Genomic DNA, 21,394 nt, shown 5'->3' with positions numbered 1-21,394 from the left:
CCGCGTCGGCCGGCGACGGCGACGCGGGACGCCCCCGCCCCGTCGGCCGGGAGCCGTCGGAGCGGGGGCGGTGGCGACTGCAGGGCTCACGCGAAGTCGGACTCCACGAGCTCGACGATGTCGGTCGCGCTGTAGTAGTCGATGCGGAACGAGGTGAGGCCGAGCGGGTACACGCTGCCCGAGGCGACCGCGGGTGCGTTGGCCAGCACCGGGGTGCCCAGCAGGTCGTCGGCCGTCGACTGGTCGGCGCTGATGAGGAACACGGTCTCGCCCGAGAGCGACTCGGTCGTGTTCTCGATGGCGATGAACGCGAAGTCCGCGCGCGGCTTCTCGCTCGTGTCGAACTCGTCGGGTGCGCCCTCGACCGTGAAGCCGAGCGCCTCGAGCAGGGTCGCGTGGGCGCCGTCGGGCTTGGCGAAGCCGGTCGGGTTCTCGGTGCCGTTCCACGACACGATGTTGGCGGTGCCCTCGGGCACGGTGATCGCGTCGGCGACCTCGGCGACGTGCGCGTCGAAGTCGGCCACCACGTCGACGGCCTCCTGCTCGTGGCCGGTCGCCTCGCCGAGCACTCCGGCGAGGTCCTGCCAGGTGTCCGCGCCGTAGTCGAGCACGATCGTCGGGGCGATCTCGGAGAGCGCGTCGACCTCGGCGAGCGCCGAGTCGGCACCGAGCGAGGAGACCACGATGAGGTCGGGAGCGGCCGCGATGACGGCCTCCTCGTCGAACTCGAGGTTCGGGTAGAGCACCTCGACGCCGCGGTCGACGGCGACATCGGCCCACTGGCTGAAGAAGCCGTTCTCGTCGGTGATGTCGCTGACGCTCGTGGCGGCGGTCGCGACGACGGGCGCATCGATCGCGAGCAGCGTGCCCGTGAGCGTCACCGAGGTGGAGACGATGCGCTCGGGCTTCGCGGTGATCTCGGTCGTGCCGCCCTCGTGCTCGATCGTGCGCGGCCACTCGCCGCCCGATGCGGCGGTGTCGGTCGCCTCGTCGGCGGCGGACGAGGCCGCGCAGCCGGTGAGGAGGAGTGCGACGGCGGCGACGCCCGCGGCGGTCGCGAGCTTCCAGGGTCTGGGCATGGTTCTGCTCTCTGTTTCGGTGGATGGTGGTCGTGCTCGCCGGATGCCGGCGGCCGCGGTTCAGTCGTCGTCGTCTGTCGCGTGGTGGTCGAGGCCGGCGACGCCCTGCCGCCAGTAGCCGTCGATGTCGATGCGTCCGCGGGGCACGCCCGCCTCGCGGAGGCGGCGGCGGAACGGCTTCAGCGAGAGGGACTCGCCCGCCGCCCAGACGAAGGCGTCGCCGAGGGCGAGCACGCGTTCGGCGATCGCGGCGAGCACGTCGGCGCGGCCGGGTCCGCTCGGCGCGGCGATCCAGTGCACGCGGGTGCGAGGGCGGTCGGGCAGCGGGTACTCGTGCGGTTCGGCCACGACGGCGAACACCTCGAGGTCGGCGGCGAGGCCGGGCTCGTCGAGCCAACGCCCGACGGCCGGCAGCGCGGTCTCGTCGGCGACGAGCGCGTACCGGTCGAACCCGGTCGGGTAGACGTGCGACCCGCGCGGGCCGAGCACGCCGATCGGGTCGCCGACCTGCGCGTTCGCTCCCCATCGCCCGGCCGGGCCGTGGTCGTGGCGCACGAAGTCGACCACGAGCCCCTCCGGCACGACGGCGCGCACCGTGTAGTCGCGGAGCACCGGACGCTCGCCGTCGGGCATCGCGAGTCGGTCGTCGCGCACCTCGGGCAGCGCGATGCGCCCGGCGCCGTCGGGGATGACGAGCTTCACGTGGTCGGAGGGCGCCATCGCGGGCAGCGGGAACGCGTCGAGGTCGCCGCCGAGCGTGATGCGCTGCATGCGGGGTCCGATGCGCACGGTCGCGACGACGCGGAGCAGTCGCGCCCGGAGCGGATACATCACGGTGCGGGTTTCGAGGGAGGCGAGATCGGTCATCCCGAGAAGATTAGGTTTCCCTAACCTAACTTTGTTTCTAGAATCGGACAGGGGATACCGCCGAACGGACGACTTCCCCGCCTGGGCTGCCGATCGACGGCCCTCGCGCACGACTCCCCGGACGGACATGACCACGACGAACAGCGCGCTGCACGAGGTGCGACTCCGCGACCACACCTCCCATGTGCACGACGTCGACGAACTGACGTGGGTGATCTCCGGCTCCTGCTCGGTCGACATCGCCGGCCGACGATGGACCGTCGACACCCGCCAGGCCCTCGTGATCCCGAGCGGCGTCGAGCATGTCGTGATCCCCCGGCCTGACTCGCTCGTGTTCCCGGTGATGTTCCCCGACGGCATCGTCGACCAGGCGGATGCCACGACCGAACCGTTCCTCGTCGCCCGCACCCCCGCGCTGGAGCTCTGCGCCCGTGCCCTCCTGCAGCCCGGCCTCGCCGACCCCGAGGCGCTCGACGCCGCACGGATCGCCGCCCGCGCCCTCGTCGCCGAGGCCGCATCCTCCGACATGCCCGCGATGCCGACCGACGGCCGCGCCCGCACCGTCGCGCGCGGGATCCTCGACCACCCGGCGACGCAGGAGTCCATCGACGACTGGGCGGTGCGCGTGCACACGAGCGGTCGCACGCTGCAGCGCTGGTTCGTGAAGGACACGGGCATGGGCTTCCAGCGTTGGCGCGTGTGCGCGCGCCTCGCCCTCGCCCGCCGACGCATCGAGCACGGCGAGAGCGTGCTGGCTGCCGCCCGCGCCGTCGGCTATGCGACCCCGAGCTCGTTCATCACCGCGTTCCGCGATCGCTACGGCGTGACGCCGGGATCGCTCATGACGCGAGACGCCGACGCGTCGATGCGCATCGCGGGCTGAGGGCGGTGGGGCCGGGCCGCAACGGCGCCACGCCGCACCGCCGACATCCTCGGCGCATTCAATGCGAATTCATACGTTCGTGCGTCAGGCTCGAACTCCGACCACGACGAACCCCGGGGGCCCGCCATGCAGAAGCGCACCAAGATCATCACCGCCTCGATCGTCGCGGGGGTGCTCGTGCTCGGCGCGACCGCCGCGATCGCAGGCCCGATCATCTATCGCGACCTCATCGTCGGTCCGGCCGCAGACGCACCGACCGTCACGGTGACCCCGAACCCCGACGCCGGCGAGGGCGACGCCGCGGCATCCGACCTCACCGGTTCGTGGACCGTCGCCGACGGGTCGTTCGCGGGCTACCGCGTCGACGAGGTGCTGAACGGCACGGATGTCACCGTCGTGGGCCGCACCGACCAGGTCACCGGCACCCTCGCGGTCGACGACCTGACGCTCGACACGGCCGAGATCACCGTCGACGTCGCCTCCATCGCGACCGACAGCTCGAACCGCGACGACTACTTCCGCCAGAACGCGATGAACGTCGCCGCGCACCCCACCGCGACCTTCGTGCTCACCGACGCCGTCGTGAGCGACGGGCAGCCCGCGGTCGGCGAGGTGCAGACCGTCCAGGCGACCGGCGAGCTCACCCTCGCCGGCGTCACGCAGACCGTGACGGTCGAGCTCGAGGCCGTGCTCGACGGCGAGACCGGGCAGGTCGCGGGCAGCATCCCGATCACCTTCGCCGACTACGGCGTCGAGGCGCCGAACCTCGGATTCGTCTCGGTCGAGCCCGACGGCTTCGTGGAGTTCTCGCTCCAGCTCGAACGCGCCTGACCCCCGCGCGCCAACGCACGAGACGCCCCGTCTCACCCGCCTCGATGCACGGATGCATGCGTGCGCCCGGTCTGGCGCGCCAGAAACCCCCGGGTTAGCGTGGACGATACGGCGTGATCCGCGCACGGGACTTGGGGGAGTCGATGGTTCGGCGTTCGGTGTTCGTTCGGGTTCTGGCGGCCGTGGGCGCTGCCGCGATCGTCGGCGCAGGGATGGTCGCCTCCGCGCCGCCCGCCGAGGCGGCGGGCACCTCGACGCTGTCGCTGTTCAAGCGGATCGAGAACCTCGACACGGGCGCGAGCTTCGGCGACCGGGGAGCCTGGGACGTGCAGGCCGTCAACGTCGACACCGGTGAGGTGATCCGCGGCCAGGGCCTGAACGGCGTGCAGAGCGTCACCGTGCCGTCGGGGTCGTACGTGATCTCCGAGATCGAGACCGCGGCCACGCCGCCCGGCTACCGCTTCGAGCAGTGGGAGTGCGGCGGACAGGTCACCACCGATCCCACGCGCACCATCACGCTCACCGAGGGCTCGTCGCTCACCTGCACCGTGGAGAACGTGGCCATCAAGCCCAACCTCACCCTGGAGAAGATCGTCGACGGCGGCGGCGCCGACCCCGCGCTCTGGACGCTGACCGCGCAGGGGCCGAGCAGCATCTCAGGGCCGACCGGTGTCACGGGCGACGTTCGGATCGGCCAGTACACGTTGTCGGAGTCGGGCGGTCCGACCGGCTACACCGCCGGCCCCTGGCTGTGCACCGACGAGGTCACGGGTGCGAGCGTGCCGGTCGACGGCAACTCCTCGATCCAGGTCGACCTGGGCCAGTCCATCCGCTGCGCGATCACGAACACCGGGATGCTGCCCCAGCTGACCCTCGTGAAGGAGGTCGCGGGTCCCGCCGGCGTGCCGCTCGACCCGGCGACGGACTGGACCCTGACCGCCTCGGGGCCCACCACCATCTCGGGACCGACCGGCGCGACCGACGTGACTCACGCGGGCGTGGAGGCCGGCGACTACCAGTTCGACGAGACCGGACCCGCCGGCTACTCGGCCGGTGAATGGACCTGCGTCGACGAGACGACCGGCCAGACCGCGCAGGCGCCGGGCGGAGCACTGACGATCACCGACTCGTCGGACCTCGAGTGCACGATCGTGAACACGTTCGCGGGCGCGTGGCTCACGCTCGTGAAGACCGTCGACGGGGACCAGCCTCCGGAGGACTGGGAACTCAGCGCCACCAGCGCCGACGACGAGGTGCGGGGCCCGACCGGGTCAGCCGAGGTCACGCACACCGTGGTGACCCCGGGAACCTTCGACCTCGCCGAGTCCGGCCCGACGATCGGGTACCGCACCGACGGCTGGCAGTGCTCGAACGCCGACGGGTTCGTCACGACCGTGACCCTCGCGGCGGGCGACGACGTGACGTGCACGATCGAGAACGTCGCCGTCGCCTCGAAGCTGACCCTCGCCAAGCAGGTCGTCAACCGTGGCGGCGGCCCGCTCGAGGCGGGCGACTGGACGCTCACCGCGGCCGGGCCGGTCGAGACGGTGCGCGGCCCGGCCGGCAGCGACGCCGTGCGTTTCGCGAGCGTCGTGCAGGGCACGTACGACCTGAGTGAATCGAGTGCCGCGCCCGACACCGACCTGTACGAGGCGAGCGAGTGGGTCTGCGTCGACGATGCGACCGGCGAGCCGTACGCCGACTCCACGGGCGACTCGGTCACCTTCACGGATGCCGAGTCATCCGTCACGTGCACGATCACGAACACGTGGACGCAGGCGGAGCTGACCCTCGTGAAGCGCGCCGTCGCGGTCGTCGGCACACCGCCGCCGGCCACCGCGTGGCAGCTCACCGGGACCTCGGGCGGCACCACGGTCACGGGCGCCACGGGAGACCCCGCGATCACGAACGCGCGGGTGGCCGCCGGTTCGACCTGGGATCTCGCGGAGTCGGGGCCCGACGGCTTCGACCAGCTCGGATGGACGTGCCAAGGTGCGCAGCTGGACGATGCCGACACGGTGACGGTCCCCGGGGGAGCGTCCGTCGTCTGCACGGTGACGAACGTCGGCGTCATCCCGAGCATCACGCTCGTGAAGGACCTCGTCGAGGCCGCCGGCGCCACCGCGACAATCGACGACTTCACCCTCAAGACGCGCGGCCCGGGCAACGCGGCATTCGCCGGGGTCTCGGGCAGCGAGGGCGTGACGGATCGCTTCACGCCGACCGGCGAGTACGTGTTCAGCGAGGACGGACCGGCGGGGTACGAGGTGTCGTGGTCGTGCACCGGTGCGGCCTTCGACCCCGCGACCGAGACGGCCACGCTCGACTTCGGCGACGACGCGGTGTGCACGGCCACGAACACGCCGATCCCTCCGACGCTCGCGCTCGAGAAGTCGGTGGCCGGCGGCGACGCCGACCCGACGGACTGGACGCTCACCGCGACGGGTCCCTCGACGATCACGGGCAGCGGAACGGTCGGACCCGAGACGGTCGACGCGGGCGTCTACACGCTCACGGAGTCGAGCAGCGCGACCGGCAGCCCCGACTACGTGCCCGACTTCTGGGTCTGCTCGGGCGAGGGCTACGACTCCGAGTGGCTGGTGCAGACCGGCGACGGCACGGCCGAGCTGACCCTGCCCCTCGCCGTCGACGTCTCGTGCTCGCTCGTGAACGCGTACACGCCGCCCACCCTGACGCTCGTCAAGGTCGTCGACGACGGCCCCGACGGACCGGGCGGCCTGCCCGGCGACTGGGTGCTCACCGCGAGCGGCACCGGGCCGGCGAGCAGCACCGTCGTGACGGGAGCGGGCGGCAGCCCCGAGATCGTGTCGCAGGTCGTCACGACGGGCGTGTACGAGCTCTCCGAAGCACCGAACCCCGACTCGGCGCCGCCGTCGACCGACTACGGCGCGAGCGCCTGGAACTGCGTCGGCGCGGGCTTCGAGCCGGCCGACCTCGACGGCGCATCCCTCGCGCTCGGGGCCGGCGACGACGTGACCTGCACGATCACGAACATCTTCGACCCGCCCAGGCTGACGCTCGTGAAGGAGGTCGTCGGCGGCGCCCTCGTGCCCGCCGACTGGACGCTCAGCTGGACCGAGGTCGACGACCCCTCCCGTACCGGATCCGGAGTCACCGGAGACGCGGCGATCACGGACGCCCCGGTGCAGGACGGCACCTTCCGGCTGGCCGAGACCTCCACGGTCGACCTCGCCGCTGCGTACACCGCCTCCCCATGGCAGTGCACGGGAGGCGAGTTCGAGGCTCCCGACACCATCACGCTCGTCGCCGCCGATGTCGCGGTGACCTGCACGATCACGAACACGTTCTGGGACCCGGGCGAGCCCATGCCCCCGGTGCCGCCCACGACCGCGCCGGTGCCGCCGGCCGACGGAGGCGGGGCGACCGGAGGCGCCGCCGCCGGCGGCATGGCCGCGACCGGAACGGATGCAGCGGGCCGGCTCGCCGCAGCAGGGGCGCTGCTGCTCGCGGGCGCCGCCGCACTCGCGCTCGCCTCCCGGCGACGCGCGGTACGCTGACCACCCGCCGCGCAGGCGGCGGAACGACCCGATCGAAGGAGCACGTCATGCCGCTCGAAGGCGAATACGCACCCAGCACGTCGGGCTGGGCGCGCAGGCAGGCCGAGGCCTACGAGGCCAGCGGCGGCACCGAGGCGAACCTGCTCCGGGGGCGACCGGTGATCGTGGTCACGAGCGTGGGCGCCAAGACCGGCAAGCTCCGCAAGACGGCCCTCATGCGCGTCGAGCACGAGGGCGTCTACGCCGTGGTCGCGTCGAAGGGCGGTGAGCCGCAGCATCCGGTCTGGTACTGGAACCTGACCGCGCACCCGCACGTCGAGCTCCAGGACGGCGCCGAGAAGCACGACTACCTCGCGCGCGAGGTCAGCGGCGCCGAGCGCGACGTCTGGTGGGCCAGGGCCGTCGAGAACTGGCCCGACTACGAGAACTACCAGAAGAAGACCGACCGGGTGATCCCGGTGTTCGTGCTCGAACGCGCCACCGTGCTCTGACGGCGTTCACAGCCATCGCATCGTGAACGCCCGGGCGAGCACCGCCCGGAGCGGCGGCACCGCGAGCGCACGCACGGTCGCGTTGCGGAGGCGCAGCCGCCCGCCCGAGGCCGGCGCCCCCATCCGCATGTTGAACGCCGCCTGCCGGATCGCGCGAGCCGCCGACGCCCGCCGGTCACGGTCGTACCGCTCGAACGCGTCGTAGGGGGCACCCGTCTCGAGCGCGTGCTCGAGTTCGCGTTCGAGCGCGAGCGCGTCGAGCCAGCCGAGGTTCATGCCCTGCCCGCCGATCGGGCTGATCTCGTGCGCGGCATCGCCCGCGAGGGCGACCCGGCCGCGATGCATCCGCTCGGCGAGGTGCTGGCGGGCCTCGAACGCGCTCGGTCCCCCCGCGACGTCGGCACCGGCGTCGAACCGCGCTCCGTCGACCCGCGACCCGACGATCGCCGCGACCCGGTCGGCGCGCAGGTCGGGCAGCGGTCGGCGCACCCGCGCGACCCATCGGCGCCGCCCGCCCGGCATCGGGAACGACTCGACCACGCCGGCTGGCTCGAAGTGCAGCAGCGCCGTCGCGGGTTCGCCGGTGTCGTCGCGGGTGTCGCACATCACGTAGTGCGCCCGGCCCGGCTTCGCGACCCAGTCGATCTGGAGCAGGTTCCGGATGCCGCTGCGCACCCCGTCGGCCCCGACGACGTACCTGGCGAGCACCGTCGTCGGCTCGCTCGCGAACTCGCCGTCGCCCGCGAGCTCGGCGCCGAGCGCGACGTGCGTGCCGCGGTCGTGGAGCTCGTGCACCGCGATCCCGGCGCGGAGCGCTCCCGGCGCGAGCTCCCTGAGGCGGCGGCGCAGCAGTTCCTCGGTCTCGAGCTGCGGCAGCGACCACACCGAGCCGGCCCTCGCGAAGGACATCGCGCCGAGCACGCGACCGTCGCAGGTAACCCGTCCGTCGCGGATCTCGACGGCCGCCGCTCGCACCTCGGAATCGAGGCCGACCCGGGCGAGCGCGCGCAGCCCCGGCGGGTGGATGCCGATCGCCCTCGACCCGCCCGACCGCTGCCGGCGTCGCTCGAGCACGACGACGTCGCGTCCGCGCTGGGCGAGCAGGCACGCGAGGAGCAGGCCGACGGGCCCGCCGCCGACGACGGCGACCTCGTGCATCGCGGCGGACTCAGGCATCCGCCCTCCGGATCGCCTCGAGGCGCGAGGGGATGGCCCGACGCACGACCCACGCGTCGGGAAGCACCCGCGAGAGCTCGGCCGCGGTGTGGCTCCGGCGGATCGAGGTGAGCCCGTCGGGCCGGATGTACGACCCCGCGAGCAGGGTGGCGGCGAACGGCAGCGTGCCGAGCCAGAACCCGGCGTAGCCGAGCCGCGAGCGCTCGATGTCGCCGTGCACCGCGACGCCGCCGGGCGCGAGCAGCGCCTCGGTGTCGCGCAGCAGCGCGCCGAGCTCGCGCCCGTCGAGGTGGTGCAGCACGTGGTTCGACAGCACGACGTCGTACCGCTCGCCGGCGGCCACGAGGTCGCCGCTCGAGGCGCGGCGCAGCTCGAGTCCGGGAGTCGGCGGGCGCTCGGTCGCCCACGCCATCGCCCTGGCGTCGGGATCGATCGCGGTGATCTCGAGCCGCAGGCCATCGCGGTCTGCCCACCGCAGCAGCCGGCGAGGCAGGTCGGCACTGCCGGTGCCGATGTCGAGCGCGCGCGTTGGGCGCACGGGCGACAGTCGCGGACGCAGCCATCGGCGGTACACCGCACGCTCGCCGGAGACGACGGCGTTCACCAGCCGGAACCGCTCGTAGGTCTTCGCGAGCATCGCCGGGTCGGCGTCGGGCGCGTCCATGAGCTCGGCGACGCGGTCGTCGCGCTCGGCGAGCCAGGCGGACCGCGAACGGCTCACGGTCACCCGCGCACGGTCAGGAGCGCCGACTCGACCGTGAGGCCCGGCCCGAACGCCATCGCCGCGACCCGGTCGCCGTCGGCCGCGGCATCGGAGGCGAGGATGTTCGCGAGCACGAACAGCACGGTCGCGCTCGACATGTTGCCGTAGTCGCGCAGCGTCTCGCGGGCCGGCACGAGCTGCGCCTCGGTGAGCGCGAGCCTCGCCTCGACCTTGTCGAGGATGCTGCGCCCGCCGGGGTGGATGGCCCAGTGCTCGATCGCCGCGCTCGAGGTGTCGTTCGCGAGCGCCTCGGCGAGCGCGGCGTCGGGCTCGAACAACGGTTCGAGGGCGCCCGTGATGTGCGCGTCGATGATCGCCGGCACGGCGTTGGAGAGCACCATCTCGAAGCCGTGGTCGCCGATCTTCCACGCCATGTCGCCTTCGCCGACGGGCGTGATGCGCGTGGCGAACCTGTCGAGGTCGAATGCCCGCTCGCCGGGCTCGGGCTCGCGCGTGCTCACGATGCCGGCGCCCGCTCCGTCGGAGAAGAGCGACGACGCCACGATGGTGTCAGGGTCGTTCGACGACCGCAGGTGCAGCGTGCAGAGCTCGACGCTGATGACCAGCACGACCGCCGCCGCATCCGCCTCGCAGAGCTGCCTGGCGAGGCGCAGTGCCGGGATCGACGCGTAGCAGCCCATGAATCCGAGGTGGTAGCGCTGCACGCCGGCGTTCAGCCCGAGCTCGCGCGCGACCATGAAGTCGGGCCCCGGCGCGTAGAAGCCCGTGCACGACACGGTGATCACGTGCGTGACCTCGGATGCCTCGACTCCCGGCGTCGCGTCGATCGCCGCGCGGCCCGCATCGACGTAGAGCCGCGTCGCCTCGCGCGCGTAGATCTCGTTGCGCGCCTTGGTGCCCGGCAGCAGCAGCTCGCCGGTCGCCTGGTCGAAGAACACCGGCGGCTCGTCGCGCGGCTCGAGCGTGAGCTCCTCGAGCACGGTGTGCCTGCGCTCGATGCCCGAGACGCTGAACGAGGTCGTCACGATGCGCTGCGCGAGCCGGTTCAGGCCCGGCTGCGCCGCGAACACGTCGCGGACCGCGTCCTGCACGAGCACGGTGGCCGGAACCACCGTCGAGATCCCCCTCAGCGTGATGGCCATGTCCCACCTTAGGCACGCGGGCGGATGTCGCGACAGGGGTTGCCGCGCCCGTCGCCGCGTGCGCAGAACGAAGCGCCGGCACCCATGGGGGTCGCCGACGCTTCGCAGCTGCGCTCTCGCGCGAGGCAGCGCGTCGGGCTCAGCCGAGCAGCTTGGCCTTCGCGGCCGCGAACTCCTCGTCGCTCAGGATGCCCTGCTCCTTCAGCGCGCCGAGCTTCTGCAGCTCGGCGACGATGTCGACGCCCGCTGCGGGCGCGGGCGGTGCCGCCGCGGCAGCCTGCTGCTGGGCGTACTGCTGCTGGGCGAACGCCTGCTGGGCCGCCTGCTGCGCCGCGGCATCCATCTGGGCCTGCTGCTGTTGCTGCTGGTACGCGTCGGCCTGCGCCTGCTGCTGGTACTTCTCCTGCTGGTGGCGCTGCACGCTGCCGCTGACCGCGGTCGCCGTGCCTGCGACGACGGCGGTGCGCGCCGCCATGCCGATGAGGCCCGGGCGGCCCATTCGCCTGATCATTGCTCGTCTCCTTCCGATGCCTCGGAGAGCACCGCGTTCACGACGGGTGCCGGGATGCGCTCGGCCTGGATGACCTCGGAGCCCGACGCCGCGAACTTCGAGGCGAGGCGCTTGGCCCACACGAGCTCCATCGCGACCAGGGCGGCCGACGTTCCGGCCGGGATGAGCGCGGCGAGCTCCTCGATGTCTTCGTCGCCGACGAGTCCGGCCTCGAGCACCTCGATGTCGATGTCGAGCTCGTCGCCGAGGTCCTCGAACTCGACGACCGTGATCTCGTCGTCGTGGCTGCGCGAGACGAGTAGGAAGTCGAGGATGCGGATCTCGCCGCCGCCGACCAGCTCGCTGAGCGCGTCCATGACGCCCTGATCGGGCGCCTCGCCCGGGAAGCCGACCAGATACAGGTCGACCGGACCGTATTCGAACTCCGCCATTGGATCCCCCTCCGTGGTGTTGTCGAGTGCAGACTATCCCCGCGCCGCGTCCGCTGTCACCGGGCCGTCGAGGGAATCTCCCGAGAGTCGCCTGAGCGTCGTCGCACGTACATCGGGCTCGAGGAAGAGCGCACGCACGAGGAGGGTGAGCGGGATGGAGAGGATCGCCCCGATCGGCCCGATCACGAGGGTCCAGAAGACGACCGACACGAACGAGAGCGTGAGGCTCAGCGACACCGCGTCGCTCACGAACTTCGGCTGCACGAGCACCTGCAGCGTGACGTTCACGACGCAGTAGGCGAGCACCACGACGAGGGCGAGGGGCCAGCCGCCCACCACGAGCGCGAGCACCGCAGGCGGGATCAGCCCGATCACGAACCCGATGTTCGGGATGAAGTTCGTGACGAACGCGAGGATCGCCCACACGAGCGGCACGGGGATGCCGAGCCCCCACAGGATGAGCCCGTCGATGACCGCGACGATGAGCCCGAAGGTCGCGTTCACGACGTAGTACCGGCGCACGCCCGCGAAGTAGCGGCGGCCGATCACGTCGCCGGCCGCGGTGCCGAACACCGGGCGGGCGCGGGCGAACCGTGCGGCATCGGCCGACATGAAGATCACGTACGCGAGCACGAAGAAGAACGCGGTCGCGAGCCCGAGCAGCGCGTTCGCGAGGCCGCCGGCGAACCCGATGAGCTGCGCGGGGTCGAGCATCGACGAGAGGCTCGCCGTGGCATCCGTCGTCACACCCGTGCTCTCGACCCACGCGACCGCGCCGGCGACCGTCTGCTGCAGCTCGTCGAGGTAGTCGGGCAGCATCGAGACGAACTGGGCGGATGCCACGATCAGCAGCAGCGCGAGCGCCGCGAGGATCGCCCAGGCGAGCGCCACGACCGTGCTCGTGGCCAGCCATCTCGGCCAGCCGCGGCGCTCGAGCGGGAAGCGCACCGGATGCGCGATGGTGACGACCACGGCGGCGACCGCGATCGGGCCGAGCACGTCGCGCGCGAGCCACACCCCGGCGAGCGCGATCACCGCAGCGGCGAGCGCGATCACCCGCCGGGTGCCGAGTGCGAACCCCCGGCCGGCGTCGGTCCGGTCGACGGGCGCGTCGTGAGCCGCGGGCGAGGCGGCCTCCTCCTCGGCCTCCCGCACCACGGGCGCGAGGTCGTCAGCGTGCTCGGGTGCGGTGTCCGCCATGGTGGCCTCCCACGAGTCACCCTACCGATGGGCGGCGGATCAGCCCTTGCCTCCCCCGCGCGTGCTCTGGACGATGGCGTCGCAACGGCGCTACATTCGGCACAGGCGCTCGAATCTGGGGGGCGCGGAAAACTCGAGAACGGAATATGTAATGGACTTCTGGTCAAACTTCTGGAGCATCATCTGGTGGTTCCTGTGGATCTTCGTCTTCGTCGCCTACCTGATGATCCTCTTCTCGATCGTCGGCGACCTGTTCCGTGACCACAAGCTCAACGGCTGGTGGAAGGCCGTCTGGATCATCTTCCTGATCTTCGTGCCGTTCCTCACGGCGCTCGTCTACCTGATCGCCCGCGGTCAGGGCATGGCCGAGCGCTCGCAGAAGGAAGCGCGCCAGATGCAGGCGGCGACCGACGACTACATCCGTCAGACGGCCGGCTCGGCCAGCCCGTCCGACGAGATCGCCAAGGCCAAGGGCCTGCTCGACTCCGGCGCCATCAGCGCCGAGGAGTTCGCGCACCTCAAGGCGCAGGCCCTGTCGAAGGCCTGATCACCTCGCACTGAACACGAGAGGGCCGGATGCAGCGCATCCGGCCCTCTCGTCGTGTCCGGGGAGCGCTACTGCTCCGCGCCCGGCCCCGGCTGAGCCGCCGTCTCGGCGGGGACATCCTCGACGGCGCCGGCCGTGCGGAGGAACACGATGATCCAGCTGAAGATGAGGCAGGCGGCCACGAGTTCGACGGCCGTGAGGTTGTAGTAGCCGGTCGCGAAGAAGACGGCCACGACCACGATGACGGCGACGTAGACGTATCCGAGCAGCACGAACACGCGCGGGATCGACCGCACGAGCCCCGGAAGTCGGAACACCAGGATCGCGAAGCACACCGCCATGCCCGTGGCGACGGAGTTGTGCACCCAGAAGAAGTCGTCGACGTGGAAGATGCCGACGCACGCGAGGAAGATGCCGATGAGGATCAGCAGCAGCCGCACGCTGTTGCGCCCCTTGCGGTCGACGGGGTCGGTCGCGGGGAGCGCGGCCGTGGCGTACCTCGCGACGATGGTCACGATCGCGCCCGCGATGGCGAGGGTCAGGTTGAACGCCAGCGCCGAGATGTCGTCGGTCATGCCGAGCGCCGAGAGGTTCTCCTGCCACCAGTGCTCGTCGCTCGCCGAGAGCATGCTCGCGAGCACACCGACCACGAGGAACACGGCGAGCACGAGCGAGAGCAGCATGGGCGTCATCCGCACCGACGAGAGGAAGCTCGCGTAGGCCGACAGGGCGAGCGCCACCCCGGCGAGCGCCGAGGCGGGCAGCGAGAACACCACCGCGTCGCGGAAGCAGAGCTCGAGCACGGTCGAGAGCGCGAGCCAGCCGAGCAGCGCGATGATGCCGTGCGCGATCGCGAGGGCGGCGACGTCGAACCAGTGCAGCTTCGCCTCGGGGCTCGACAGGCCGGTGCCGATCTCGCTCCGGAGCGCCGGGTTGGGCGTGCGGTCGGCGACGTACCGGCCCGCGACGAACGCGAGCAGCGCGGCGACGCCGCCGCCGATGGCCGCGAACTCGCCCAGCGAGCCCGATCCCGAGATCGGCAGGTCCCTGCCCCAGAACACGACCAGCGAGACGAGTCCGCCGAGCACGAAGAAGGCCGACCCCACGAGGAGCGCCGCCGACTCGACGGTCGCCACGTCGGCCCCCGGGTACTTCAGCACCCGCCCGATCGACCGGTGCTCAGCACGTGCTCTCGCCGCCGTCGTTCCCGACATGTACGCCCCCACCCGCTCGCGCCCCCGCGCGCCTCCGTTCGGCGACACGGCGGGACGGGATCAGCATGCCACCGCGCGAGGCGGCGAGTCCACAGGCTGGCCGCTGCCGCGAGGTCAGGACGAGATCGGGTCGAGCACCTCGAGCATCGAGCCCTGCACGAACCCGGCCCACTCGTAGGCGGCGCGCAGGTAGTCGTCGCGGGTCTCGTCGGATTCGGACTCGCCCTCCTCGACCACCCCGACGCGCTCGGCCAGGATCAGCCGGAGGTCGGTGAGGAACGTGAGCCAGCCCCACGCCTCGGACTCGTCGAGCTCGATCTGCACGACGCCCTCGCCCTCGTGGGCGGCGGTCGCGTCGCGCACGCGCTGCGCCGCCTGGCGCTTGCCGTCGACGAGGCTGTCGCGCGTGTACCGCTCGAACTCGTGCGATGCGGCGCGGTCGTCGGGGTACGCGCTGGGCAGCAGGCGACCGAGCGCCGGGTCGTCGACCTCGCCGAGCAGCAGCACCGAGTCGACCTGGTCGGCGAGCTCCGACAGCAGCATGGCCTCCTCGGTCTCGAGCACGAGGCGCACCCCCTCGCCGTCGCTGCGCCCCGCGACGATCACGGCTCGGCCCTCGCCACCGTGGCCTGCAGGCCGTAGCCGTGCATGGCCTGCACGTGCCGCTCCATGGCCTCGCGGTTGCCCGTCGCGACGACCGCACGACCCTCGGTGTGCACGCAGAGCATGAGGCGCTCGGCCTCGTCGCGCGCGAACCCGAAGTAGGTGCGGAACACGTAGCTCACGTACGTCATGAGGTTGACCGGGTCGTCCCACACGACGGTCTGCCACGGCACGTCGGCCGCGACACGCGTGATGGTGTCGAGGTCGAGTTCTTCGAGCGTGGAGGTCACGTATCAAGACTGACACGAGCGGGCGGATGACGCGAGTGCGCGTCAACCCGCCCGGCGCGAGGCCGTGACCGTGAACTTCGGATCGCGGGCGACCTGCCGCGTCGGGCCGACGAGGCGCTCGAGCGCCGGGCGGTAGCGCAGGTGCGAGTTCCACACGCACCACAGCTCGCCGCCGGGCGCGAGCACACGGGCGGCGTCGGCGAACAGGTGCTCGGCGATGCCGGTGTGCAGCGCGGCATCCGAGTGGAACGGCGGGTTCAGCACCACGAGCCGCTCGCTCGCCGCGGGCAGCAGCTCGAGCCCGTCGGCCTGCGTCACGTGCACACGGTCGGCCACGCCGTTCGCCGCCGCGGTCGCACGGGCGGATGCCGCGGCCGACGCCGCGCGGTCGGTCGCCGTGACCTCGAGCCCCGGCCTGGCTCGCGCCAGCCAGGCGCCGACCACGCCGGTGCCGCACGCCAGGTCGACGGCCGTCGCGGCATCCGGAACCGCGTCGGCGAGGGTGCCGAGCAGCAGGCGGGTGCCGATGTCGACCGTGCTGCCCGCGAACACGCCGCCGTGCGCCGCCACGTCGAGCTCGAGCGCGGCATCGTGCTGCACGCGCGGCCACGCCGGCGCAGGCGGCTGCCGCTGCTCGCGCGGGCCGCTCGCGATGAGCACGCGGGACTTCTGCCTCGCGTGCGTCACGTCGACGCGGCCGAACCACGAACCCAGCACCTCGTTCATCGCGAGGGTCATGTGCTTCAGTCGTCCGCCGGCGAAGATGCGCACGTCGGATGCCGCGTGCCCGGCCACGAGGCCGGCGAGCTCGTCGAGCCGATCGAGCGAGCGCGGGAGGCGCATGAGCACCACGCGCGCACCGTGCAGGAGCTCGGGCGAGGGCTGGAGCGAGAGCGGCACCCGCTCGCCGGTCAGGCCGAATCGCGCGGCGTTGCGCGCGAGCGCCCGCTCGCCCGTCACGAGGTCCTGGTGCACGCGCACCCCGGTCGCGCCGAGCGACACGGCGCCGAGCGCGAGCGCGCCGTAGGCGTCGTCGAGCACGACCACCTCGCCCGGCCCCGCCGCCACGATCGCCGCGGCCGCCTCGTCGAGGATCAGCCGGTCGGCCGCGTCGGAGGCCTCGAGCCCGTGCCCCTCGACGTCGGGCTCACGGCGCAGCAGTTCGAAGTCCACCCCGGAACACTACCGAGCGCCCGGCTCGTCCTCGATCACGGCCGTGCCGGTGCGCAGCGCCTCGGCGCGCTCATACGCGCGCTCGACCGACTCCATCAGCCGCGGGGTCGCGTCGACGACCTGCTCGCGCCCGAGGTGCTCCACGGCTCCGCTGCGCCGGAGCAGCTCGTGGAGCTTCGGCGAGACGCCGCTCAGCACGATCACGATGCCGCGCTGCTGGAGGTCCTGCACCCGCGCGTCGAGCACCTTGAGGAACGTCGCCGACGGCACGCCCGCCCAGCCGCGCATCGAGAGCACGACGGCCGCGTCGTGCACGTCGGTCAGGTCAGGCAGGTCGTGGTCGATGCGGCTGACCTCCGAGAAGAAGCCCGAGCCGAAGTAGTGCAGCACTGTGGTGCGGCCCGACGCCAGTCGCTCGGGCGGGTCCTGGAGCGTCCATCCGCCCGTCTCGTCGCGGGCGAGCTCGATCAGCCGCCCCCTGCGGGACACCGTGATCGCGGTGAGCAGGATGGAGAGCCCCGCGCCGAGGAAGATCGCGTATTGCAACGGCATCGCGGTCGTCGCGACGAAGGTGACGACCATCGCCGCCGCCGAGGGCAGCGACGTGCGCGCCACGAGCCGGATGTCTCGGAACCGGCCCGCGATGAGCTCGAACCCGATCACGAGCATCAAGCCGCCGATCACGGCCATCGGGATCGCCCCGGCGTACGGCCCGACGAGCAGCACGATGACGGCGAGCCAGACGCCCGCGAAGATGCCGGTCCACCGCGTGGTCGCACCCGCGCTCTGCGCGACGCCGGTGCGCGAGAGCGATCCGCCGGTCGGCAGCGCGCCGAAGAAGCCGCCGGCGATGTTCGCGAGCCCTTGGGCCGTGAAGTCCTTGGAGGCGTTCGGCGGGCTCCCGTCGGGGTTGGCGACCGCGGCACCGATGCCCGCGGCCTGCGCGAGCGCGACGAGCGCGATCGCCACGGCACCCGCGGCGAGCGCGGGGATCTCGCTCAGGTCGGGGAGGGTGAACGGCGGCAGCGACCGGGGCACCGCGGCGATGTCGGCGACGCGCTCCAGGTCGGTGCCGAGCAGGGAGGTGACGACCGTCACGAGCACGAACGCGATGAGCATCGCGAGCGCACGCGTCCACCGGATCAGATGGAACACGAACCAGACGGCGACCGTCACCAGCGTGACCACCGCGGGCGAGAGCTGCCACTGCCCGACATGGACGCCCGCCTCGACGATCTTCACGAACGTGTTCGAGCTCTCGGGCGCGTAGCCCGTGGCGTCCTTCACCACGCCCGCGATGATCTGCAGGGCGATTCCGACGGTGAACCCGGTCATCACGGCCGTCGACACGAAGGACATGACCGAACCGAGCCTCAGCAGGCCCATCACGAGCATGACGACGCCGACGAGGACCGTGAGCATCGCGAGCGCGCCGAGGTCGCCGGGGTCGGAGCCCGCCGCCGCGAGCACGCTCTGCGCCGAGAGCGCGATCGCGCTCGTGAGCGTCGTCACCATCAGCACCGTGCGGGCGAACACCGATCCGATGATCGTCGGCACGATGCCCGACCAGAGGCCGAGCGGGGCCGCGAACCCGCCGATACTCGCGTACGCCATGCCCTCGGGGATCGAGAACAACCCCGTCACGAACCCCGCGAGGGCATCGCGGGGTTTCGGGCGCCCGAACGGCGCGGTGGTGCGCTTCGCCTTGCGGGTCATCCGCTCGCCCCTCGCCCGTGGACCCCGTGAGCACCATCATGGCACCGCGGCGACACGGAGGTCGAGCGCCGGTGCCGGGCGCGCGTCGAGGCGGCCGCACCCTTCCTGAGTGCGGTACGCAGACTCGTTTGCTACCCTCGGGCCCGCATGGGGAACGCACAGTCGACTGGGGAACGCAGGGCGGCACGGCAGGCAGCCGGGTCGCGCGTCAGGCGAACCCCGAGGCGGCGGCCCCGCGGCATCCGACCGCTCGCGGCCCTCTCGACGCTCGCCGTCATGGGCATCGTGGCGACGCTCTCGCTCGTGCCCGCCGCACCGATGGAGACCGCCCTCGCCGGCGGCGGCGACACCGTCGACGGCGCGCAGACCATCGAGGTCGCCGACGGCGTCGAGGCGCAGAAGGTCTCGCACGAGTCGTACACCGCGGCGACCGGCCCGCAGACGCTCGTCGCGGGCGGCACCAACGTCGACTGGGCGAAGCTCGTGCTCATCGACGGCGACTGGCCCGTCACTGAAGAGAACATCACGTTCATGATGCGCTGGACGCGTCAGGAGAACGGCGCCGACAACTGGTGGAATCGTAACAACCCGCTGAACAACGGACAGGGCTCAGGCGGCGGGTCGGGCCTCGGCAGCTACGTCGACCTCGTCGAGGCGGCCTACTACGCGGCCGAGAACCTCAAGTCGGGGCGCTACCCCGAGGTCGACGCGGCGCTGCAGCGCGGCGATTCGGCGGATGCCACGGCGCAGGCCATCTGGGCCTCGCCCTGGGCGTCGAGCCACTACGGCTACGGCACGCACTGGAGCTCGCGCCCCTACGAGGTCATCGAGGCGCCCGCGGAGGCCTGGGGCCGCTAGGCCCGCCCGACGCTACTCGCGGTCGAGCGGCCGCCAGACGACCATCGCCGTCTCGCGGCGCACGCGCGTGCCCGTGCGGAGGGTGACGACCTCGCCCTGCGAGCCGGCCGCGAACACGCGGCGGCCCGGGCGGTTCAGCATCTCGTCGGCGAGCGTCGCCTCGAGTTCGCGCACGCGGGCGCGCAGGGTCGTGACCTCGTCTTCGAGGCCGAGCACGCGGCGGATGCCCTCGAGGCTCACGCCCTCGCTCGAGAGCTGGGCGATCTCGCGCAGGCGCACGACGTCGCGCATGGAGTAGCGGCGCGACCCGCCCGACGTGCGGGTCGGCGATACGAGGCCCATTCGGTCGTACTGCCGCAGGGTCTGCGGGTGCATGCCGGCCAGCTCCGCCGCCACCGAGATGACGAAGATCGGGCTGGACTCGTCCATGCTCATGGCAGGATCAGCCCCTGGCCCGTGCGATGAGGTCGTCGCGCGGGTTCTCGTTCGGCAGCTCGGCCGAGAACTCCTCGAGCTTCTGCTCTGCCGCCTTCGACAGGTGCGAGGGTACGACCACCTGCACGACCGCGAGCAGGTCGCCCGTGGCCTTCTTGGTCTCGACGCCGCGGCCCTTGACGCGGAGCACGCGCCCGCTCGGGGTTCCGGGGGCGACCCGGAGCTTCACGGGGTCTCCGCCGAGGGTCGGCACCTGGATCGTCGCACCGAGCGCGGCCTCGGCGAACGTGACCGGAACGGTCACCCGCAGGTTCAGGCCGTCGCGCTCGAACACGGGGTGCTTGCGCACCGTGACCGTGAGCACGAGGTCGCCGGGCGCGCCGCCGTCGGGCGAGGGCTGGCCCTTGCCCGCCACGCGGATCTTCTGGCCGTCGGCCACGCCCGCCGGGATGCGCACGGTGATGTTGCGCCCCTCGCCGGTCTGCAGCGTGAGCTGGTCGCCCTTGGTCGCGGTGATGAAGTCGAGCGTGGTCGTCGCGGTGACGTCGCGGCCCTTGGTCGGGCCGCCCGCGCCGCGGAACCCGCCGGTCGACTGGCCGAACCGGCCGCCGCCGAAGAGCCCGCCGAGCAGGTCGTCGTAGCTGTCGCCCTGCTGGTAGTACTGCTGGCGCCCGCCGCGACCGCCGGCGCCGCCGCCGAACATGCCGCCGAAGACGTCTTCGAACCCGCCGTTGCCGCCGCCCGCGCCCGGCGCTGTGAAGCGCGCGCCGGAGCCCATGGCGCGCACGGCGTCGTACTCCTTGCGCTGCTCGGGATCGGAGAGCACCGAGTTCGCCTCGCTGATCTCCTTGAACTTCGCCTCGGCCGCGGTATCACCCGGGTTCGAATCGGGGTGGTACTTGCGCGCGAGCTTGCGGTAGGTCTTCTTGAGCTCCGCGTCGCTCACGTCTTTCGAGACGCCGAGCACCTGGTAGAAGTCCTTGTCGAACCAGTCCTGACTGGCCATCGACACCTCGTCTCTCGAAGTCTGGTGGAAAGGGTACGCCGGTCGAGGAGCTGAGCGCTCCCCGACCGGCTCCCGGAACAGTGGTTACGCGGGCGTCTTGACGACGACCTTCGCCGCACGGAGCTGCGTGCCGCCCAGTGTGTAGCCGGTCTCGACGACGTCGGCGACGGTGTCGACCTCGACGTCGGACGAGGGCTGCTGGAAGATCGCCTCGTGCTTCTGCGGGTCGAACGCCTCGCCGGGCTCGCCGAACTTCGAGAGTCCGAGGCGCTCGACCGACGCGCGCAGCTTCGCCGCGATCGTCGCGAACGCCGACTCGCCCTCGAGGTCGCCGTGCTTCTCGGCACGGTCGAGGTCGTCGAGCACGGGCAGCAGCACCGAGACGGCCGCGCCGATCGCGCGCTCCTTCTCGAGCTCGCGGTTGGCCTCGGTGCGCCGACGGTAGTTGGCGTACTCGGCCGTGACCCGCTTGAGATCGGCGAGGTGCTCGTCGGTGGGGTCCTCGACCTCGGCGTTCGCCGCGTTCAGGATGTCCTCCACCGTGAGCTCGCGCTCGTCGGCCTCGACCGCATCGGCGAGCTCCTCGGGGGAGACGGATGCCGCGGCATCCGTCTCCCCGTCGGTGGCGTCGGGCTCGGGAACCTGGGGGTTCTCGTTCTCGTCAGCCATGCTCGCGCC

At 72.1% G+C, this 21,394-nt stretch carries 22 protein-coding genes; 6 read left to right on the top strand and 16 right to left on the bottom strand.

The window, feature by feature from the left end:
* Positions 1-86 precede the first annotated feature (86 nt).
* The gene (gene fepB, locus ACFVS8_RS16900) at positions 87-1,079 is read right to left on the bottom strand and encodes a Fe2+-enterobactin ABC transporter substrate-binding protein (RefSeq protein WP_387064827.1); all 993 of its coding nucleotides are present in this window, start codon (positions 1,077-1,079) and stop codon (positions 87-89) included.
* A 60-nt stretch (positions 1,080-1,139) separates the two neighbouring features.
* Positions 1,140-1,946, bottom strand: coding sequence for a siderophore-interacting protein (locus tag ACFVS8_RS16895; protein WP_387064824.1), 807 nt, complete (start codon positions 1,944-1,946; stop codon positions 1,140-1,142).
* A 127-nt stretch (positions 1,947-2,073) separates the two neighbouring features.
* On the opposite strand from ACFVS8_RS16895, the gene ACFVS8_RS16890 reads away from it, so the two are divergent.
* The 4 genes from ACFVS8_RS16890 to ACFVS8_RS16875 all read left to right on the top strand — a co-directional run bounded on the left by ACFVS8_RS16890 (position 2,074) and on the right by ACFVS8_RS16875 (position 7,690).
* The gene (locus ACFVS8_RS16890) at positions 2,074-2,829 is read left to right on the top strand and encodes a helix-turn-helix domain-containing protein (RefSeq protein ID WP_387064821.1); all 756 of its coding nucleotides are present in this window, start codon (positions 2,074-2,076) and stop codon (positions 2,827-2,829) included.
* A gap of 126 nt (positions 2,830-2,955) precedes the next feature.
* Positions 2,956-3,660, top strand: coding sequence for a YceI family protein (locus tag ACFVS8_RS16885; protein ID WP_387064818.1), 705 nt, complete (start codon positions 2,956-2,958; stop codon positions 3,658-3,660).
* A 212-nt stretch (positions 3,661-3,872) separates the two neighbouring features.
* The gene (locus ACFVS8_RS16880; RefSeq protein WP_387064815.1) at positions 3,873-7,199 is read left to right on the top strand and encodes a hypothetical protein; all 3,327 of its coding nucleotides are present in this window, start codon (positions 3,873-3,875) and stop codon (positions 7,197-7,199) included.
* Positions 7,200-7,246: 47 nt separating this feature from the next.
* Entirely contained in the window at positions 7,247-7,690 is a 444-nt protein-coding gene (locus ACFVS8_RS16875; RefSeq protein ID WP_387064812.1) for a nitroreductase family deazaflavin-dependent oxidoreductase, read from the top strand.
* A gap of 6 nt (positions 7,691-7,696) precedes the next feature.
* Here ACFVS8_RS16875 and ACFVS8_RS16870 read toward each other — a convergent pair whose 3' ends face one another.
* From ACFVS8_RS16870 to ACFVS8_RS16845, 6 genes are all read right to left on the bottom strand, one after another.
* Entirely contained in the window at positions 7,697-8,866 is a 1,170-nt protein-coding gene (locus ACFVS8_RS16870; protein ID WP_387064810.1) for an FAD-dependent oxidoreductase, read from the bottom strand.
* The gene (locus ACFVS8_RS16865) at positions 8,859-9,593 is read right to left on the bottom strand and encodes a methyltransferase domain-containing protein (protein WP_387064807.1); all 735 of its coding nucleotides are present in this window, start codon (positions 9,591-9,593) and stop codon (positions 8,859-8,861) included. The genes ACFVS8_RS16870 and ACFVS8_RS16865 overlap by 8 nt, the downstream gene beginning before the upstream one ends.
* Positions 9,590-10,732, bottom strand: coding sequence for a type III polyketide synthase (locus ACFVS8_RS16860; RefSeq protein WP_387064804.1), 1,143 nt, complete (start codon positions 10,730-10,732; stop codon positions 9,590-9,592). Before ACFVS8_RS16860 ends, ACFVS8_RS16865 begins: the two co-directional genes overlap by 4 nt.
* A 139-nt stretch (positions 10,733-10,871) precedes the next feature.
* Positions 10,872-11,243: an SHOCT domain-containing protein gene (locus ACFVS8_RS16855; RefSeq protein WP_387064801.1), complete on the bottom strand. Its 372-nt coding sequence runs from the start codon at positions 11,241-11,243 to the stop codon at positions 10,872-10,874.
* Positions 11,240-11,674: a DUF6325 family protein gene (locus ACFVS8_RS16850; RefSeq protein ID WP_387064798.1), complete on the bottom strand. Its 435-nt coding sequence runs from the start codon at positions 11,672-11,674 to the stop codon at positions 11,240-11,242. The genes ACFVS8_RS16855 and ACFVS8_RS16850 overlap by 4 nt, the downstream gene beginning before the upstream one ends.
* Before the next feature lie 33 nt (positions 11,675-11,707).
* Positions 11,708-12,874 (bottom strand): AI-2E family transporter, encoded by a 1,167-nt coding sequence (locus tag ACFVS8_RS16845; protein ID WP_387064796.1) that lies wholly within the window; start codon positions 12,872-12,874, stop codon positions 11,708-11,710.
* 151 nt (positions 12,875-13,025) lie between these two features.
* Between ACFVS8_RS16845 and ACFVS8_RS16840 the strand changes: the two genes are divergently transcribed.
* Positions 13,026-13,421, top strand: coding sequence for an SHOCT domain-containing protein (locus ACFVS8_RS16840; RefSeq protein WP_387064793.1), 396 nt, complete (start codon positions 13,026-13,028; stop codon positions 13,419-13,421).
* A 68-nt stretch (positions 13,422-13,489) separates the two neighbouring features.
* Here the strand turns inward: ACFVS8_RS16840 and ACFVS8_RS16835 are convergent, their stop codons facing one another.
* From ACFVS8_RS16835 to ACFVS8_RS16815, 5 genes are all read right to left on the bottom strand, one after another.
* The gene (locus tag ACFVS8_RS16835) at positions 13,490-14,635 is read right to left on the bottom strand and encodes a DUF998 domain-containing protein (protein ID WP_387064790.1); all 1,146 of its coding nucleotides are present in this window, start codon (positions 14,633-14,635) and stop codon (positions 13,490-13,492) included.
* 114 nt (positions 14,636-14,749) lie between these two features.
* Entirely contained in the window at positions 14,750-15,241 is a 492-nt protein-coding gene (locus tag ACFVS8_RS16830) for a DUF2017 family protein (protein WP_387064787.1), read from the bottom strand.
* On the bottom strand, positions 15,238-15,528 hold the full coding sequence (gene clpS, locus ACFVS8_RS16825) for an ATP-dependent Clp protease adapter ClpS (RefSeq protein ID WP_387064785.1): 291 nt from the start codon (positions 15,526-15,528) through the stop codon (positions 15,238-15,240). Before clpS ends, ACFVS8_RS16830 begins: the two co-directional genes overlap by 4 nt.
* A 42-nt stretch (positions 15,529-15,570) precedes the next feature.
* On the bottom strand, positions 15,571-16,701 hold the full coding sequence (locus tag ACFVS8_RS16820) for a class I SAM-dependent methyltransferase (protein WP_387064782.1): 1,131 nt from the start codon (positions 16,699-16,701) through the stop codon (positions 15,571-15,573).
* Between the two features lie 9 nt (positions 16,702-16,710).
* On the bottom strand, positions 16,711-18,417 hold the full coding sequence (locus tag ACFVS8_RS16815) for a SulP family inorganic anion transporter (protein ID WP_387064779.1): 1,707 nt from the start codon (positions 18,415-18,417) through the stop codon (positions 16,711-16,713).
* A gap of 147 nt (positions 18,418-18,564) precedes the next feature.
* Between ACFVS8_RS16815 and ACFVS8_RS16810 the strand changes: the two genes are divergently transcribed.
* On the top strand, positions 18,565-19,275 hold the full coding sequence (locus ACFVS8_RS16810) for a hypothetical protein (RefSeq protein ID WP_387064776.1): 711 nt from the start codon (positions 18,565-18,567) through the stop codon (positions 19,273-19,275).
* A 12-nt stretch (positions 19,276-19,287) separates the two neighbouring features.
* On the opposite strand, the gene ACFVS8_RS16805 is transcribed toward ACFVS8_RS16810, so the two are convergent.
* The 3 genes from ACFVS8_RS16805 to ACFVS8_RS16795 all read right to left on the bottom strand — a co-directional run bounded on the left by ACFVS8_RS16805 (position 19,288) and on the right by ACFVS8_RS16795 (position 21,385).
* Complete coding sequence (locus ACFVS8_RS16805; RefSeq protein WP_387064773.1) at positions 19,288-19,704, bottom strand: heat shock protein transcriptional repressor HspR; 417 nt, start codon at positions 19,702-19,704, stop codon at positions 19,288-19,290.
* Between the two features lie 13 nt (positions 19,705-19,717).
* On the bottom strand, positions 19,718-20,716 hold the full coding sequence (locus tag ACFVS8_RS16800; RefSeq protein ID WP_387064770.1) for a DnaJ C-terminal domain-containing protein: 999 nt from the start codon (positions 20,714-20,716) through the stop codon (positions 19,718-19,720).
* Positions 20,717-20,800: 84 nt separating this feature from the next.
* Positions 20,801-21,385 (bottom strand): nucleotide exchange factor GrpE, encoded by a 585-nt coding sequence (locus ACFVS8_RS16795; protein ID WP_387064767.1) that lies wholly within the window; start codon positions 21,383-21,385, stop codon positions 20,801-20,803.
* Positions 21,386-21,394 lie beyond the last annotated feature (9 nt).

Source organism: Agromyces sp. NPDC058110 (genome assembly GCF_042884735.1).
Lineage (GTDB): Bacteria > Actinomycetota > Actinomycetes > Actinomycetales > Microbacteriaceae > Agromyces.
The sequence above is the reverse complement of the archived record's forward strand: the minus strand, read 5'-3'. Positions and strand labels throughout refer to the sequence as shown.

What these genes read in the sequence shown, in the direction of transcription:
- ACFVS8_RS16800 (WP_387064770.1), bottom strand. Translation starts at nt 20,716, where the DNA reads ATGGCCAGTCAGGACTGGTTCGACAAGGACTTCTACCAGGTGCTCGGC.
- ACFVS8_RS16855 (WP_387064801.1), bottom strand. Translation starts at nt 11,243, where the DNA reads ATGATCAGGCGAATGGGCCGCCCGGGCCTCATCGGCATGGCGGCGCGC.
- ACFVS8_RS16840 (WP_387064793.1), top strand. Translation starts at nt 13,026, where the DNA reads ATGGACTTCTGGTCAAACTTCTGGAGCATCATCTGGTGGTTCCTGTGG.
- fepB (WP_387064827.1), bottom strand. Translation starts at nt 1,079, where the DNA reads ATGCCCAGACCCTGGAAGCTCGCGACCGCCGCGGGCGTCGCCGCCGTC.
- ACFVS8_RS16885 (WP_387064818.1), top strand. Translation starts at nt 2,956, where the DNA reads ATGCAGAAGCGCACCAAGATCATCACCGCCTCGATCGTCGCGGGGGTG.
- ACFVS8_RS16850 (WP_387064798.1), bottom strand. Translation starts at nt 11,674, where the DNA reads ATGGCGGAGTTCGAATACGGTCCGGTCGACCTGTATCTGGTCGGCTTC.
- ACFVS8_RS16890 (WP_387064821.1), top strand. Translation starts at nt 2,074, where the DNA reads ATGACCACGACGAACAGCGCGCTGCACGAGGTGCGACTCCGCGACCAC.
- ACFVS8_RS16860 (WP_387064804.1), bottom strand. Translation starts at nt 10,732, where the DNA reads ATGGCCATCACGCTGAGGGGGATCTCGACGGTGGTTCCGGCCACCGTG.
- ACFVS8_RS16815 (WP_387064779.1), bottom strand. Translation starts at nt 18,417, where the DNA reads ATGACCCGCAAGGCGAAGCGCACCACCGCGCCGTTCGGGCGCCCGAAA.
- ACFVS8_RS16805 (WP_387064773.1), bottom strand. Translation starts at nt 19,704, where the DNA reads ATGGACGAGTCCAGCCCGATCTTCGTCATCTCGGTGGCGGCGGAGCTG.
- ACFVS8_RS16845 (WP_387064796.1), bottom strand. Translation starts at nt 12,874, where the DNA reads ATGGCGGACACCGCACCCGAGCACGCTGACGACCTCGCGCCCGTGGTG.
- ACFVS8_RS16810 (WP_387064776.1), top strand. Translation starts at nt 18,565, where the DNA reads ATGGGGAACGCACAGTCGACTGGGGAACGCAGGGCGGCACGGCAGGCA.
- ACFVS8_RS16795 (WP_387064767.1), bottom strand. Translation starts at nt 21,385, where the DNA reads ATGGCTGACGAGAACGAGAACCCCCAGGTTCCCGAGCCCGACGCCACC.
- ACFVS8_RS16880 (WP_387064815.1), top strand. Translation starts at nt 3,873, where the DNA reads ATGGTCGCCTCCGCGCCGCCCGCCGAGGCGGCGGGCACCTCGACGCTG.
- ACFVS8_RS16835 (WP_387064790.1), bottom strand. Translation starts at nt 14,635, where the DNA reads ATGTCGGGAACGACGGCGGCGAGAGCACGTGCTGAGCACCGGTCGATC.
- ACFVS8_RS16895 (WP_387064824.1), bottom strand. Translation starts at nt 1,946, where the DNA reads ATGACCGATCTCGCCTCCCTCGAAACCCGCACCGTGATGTATCCGCTC.
- ACFVS8_RS16870 (WP_387064810.1), bottom strand. Translation starts at nt 8,866, where the DNA reads ATGCCTGAGTCCGCCGCGATGCACGAGGTCGCCGTCGTCGGCGGCGGG.
- ACFVS8_RS16875 (WP_387064812.1), top strand. Translation starts at nt 7,247, where the DNA reads ATGCCGCTCGAAGGCGAATACGCACCCAGCACGTCGGGCTGGGCGCGC.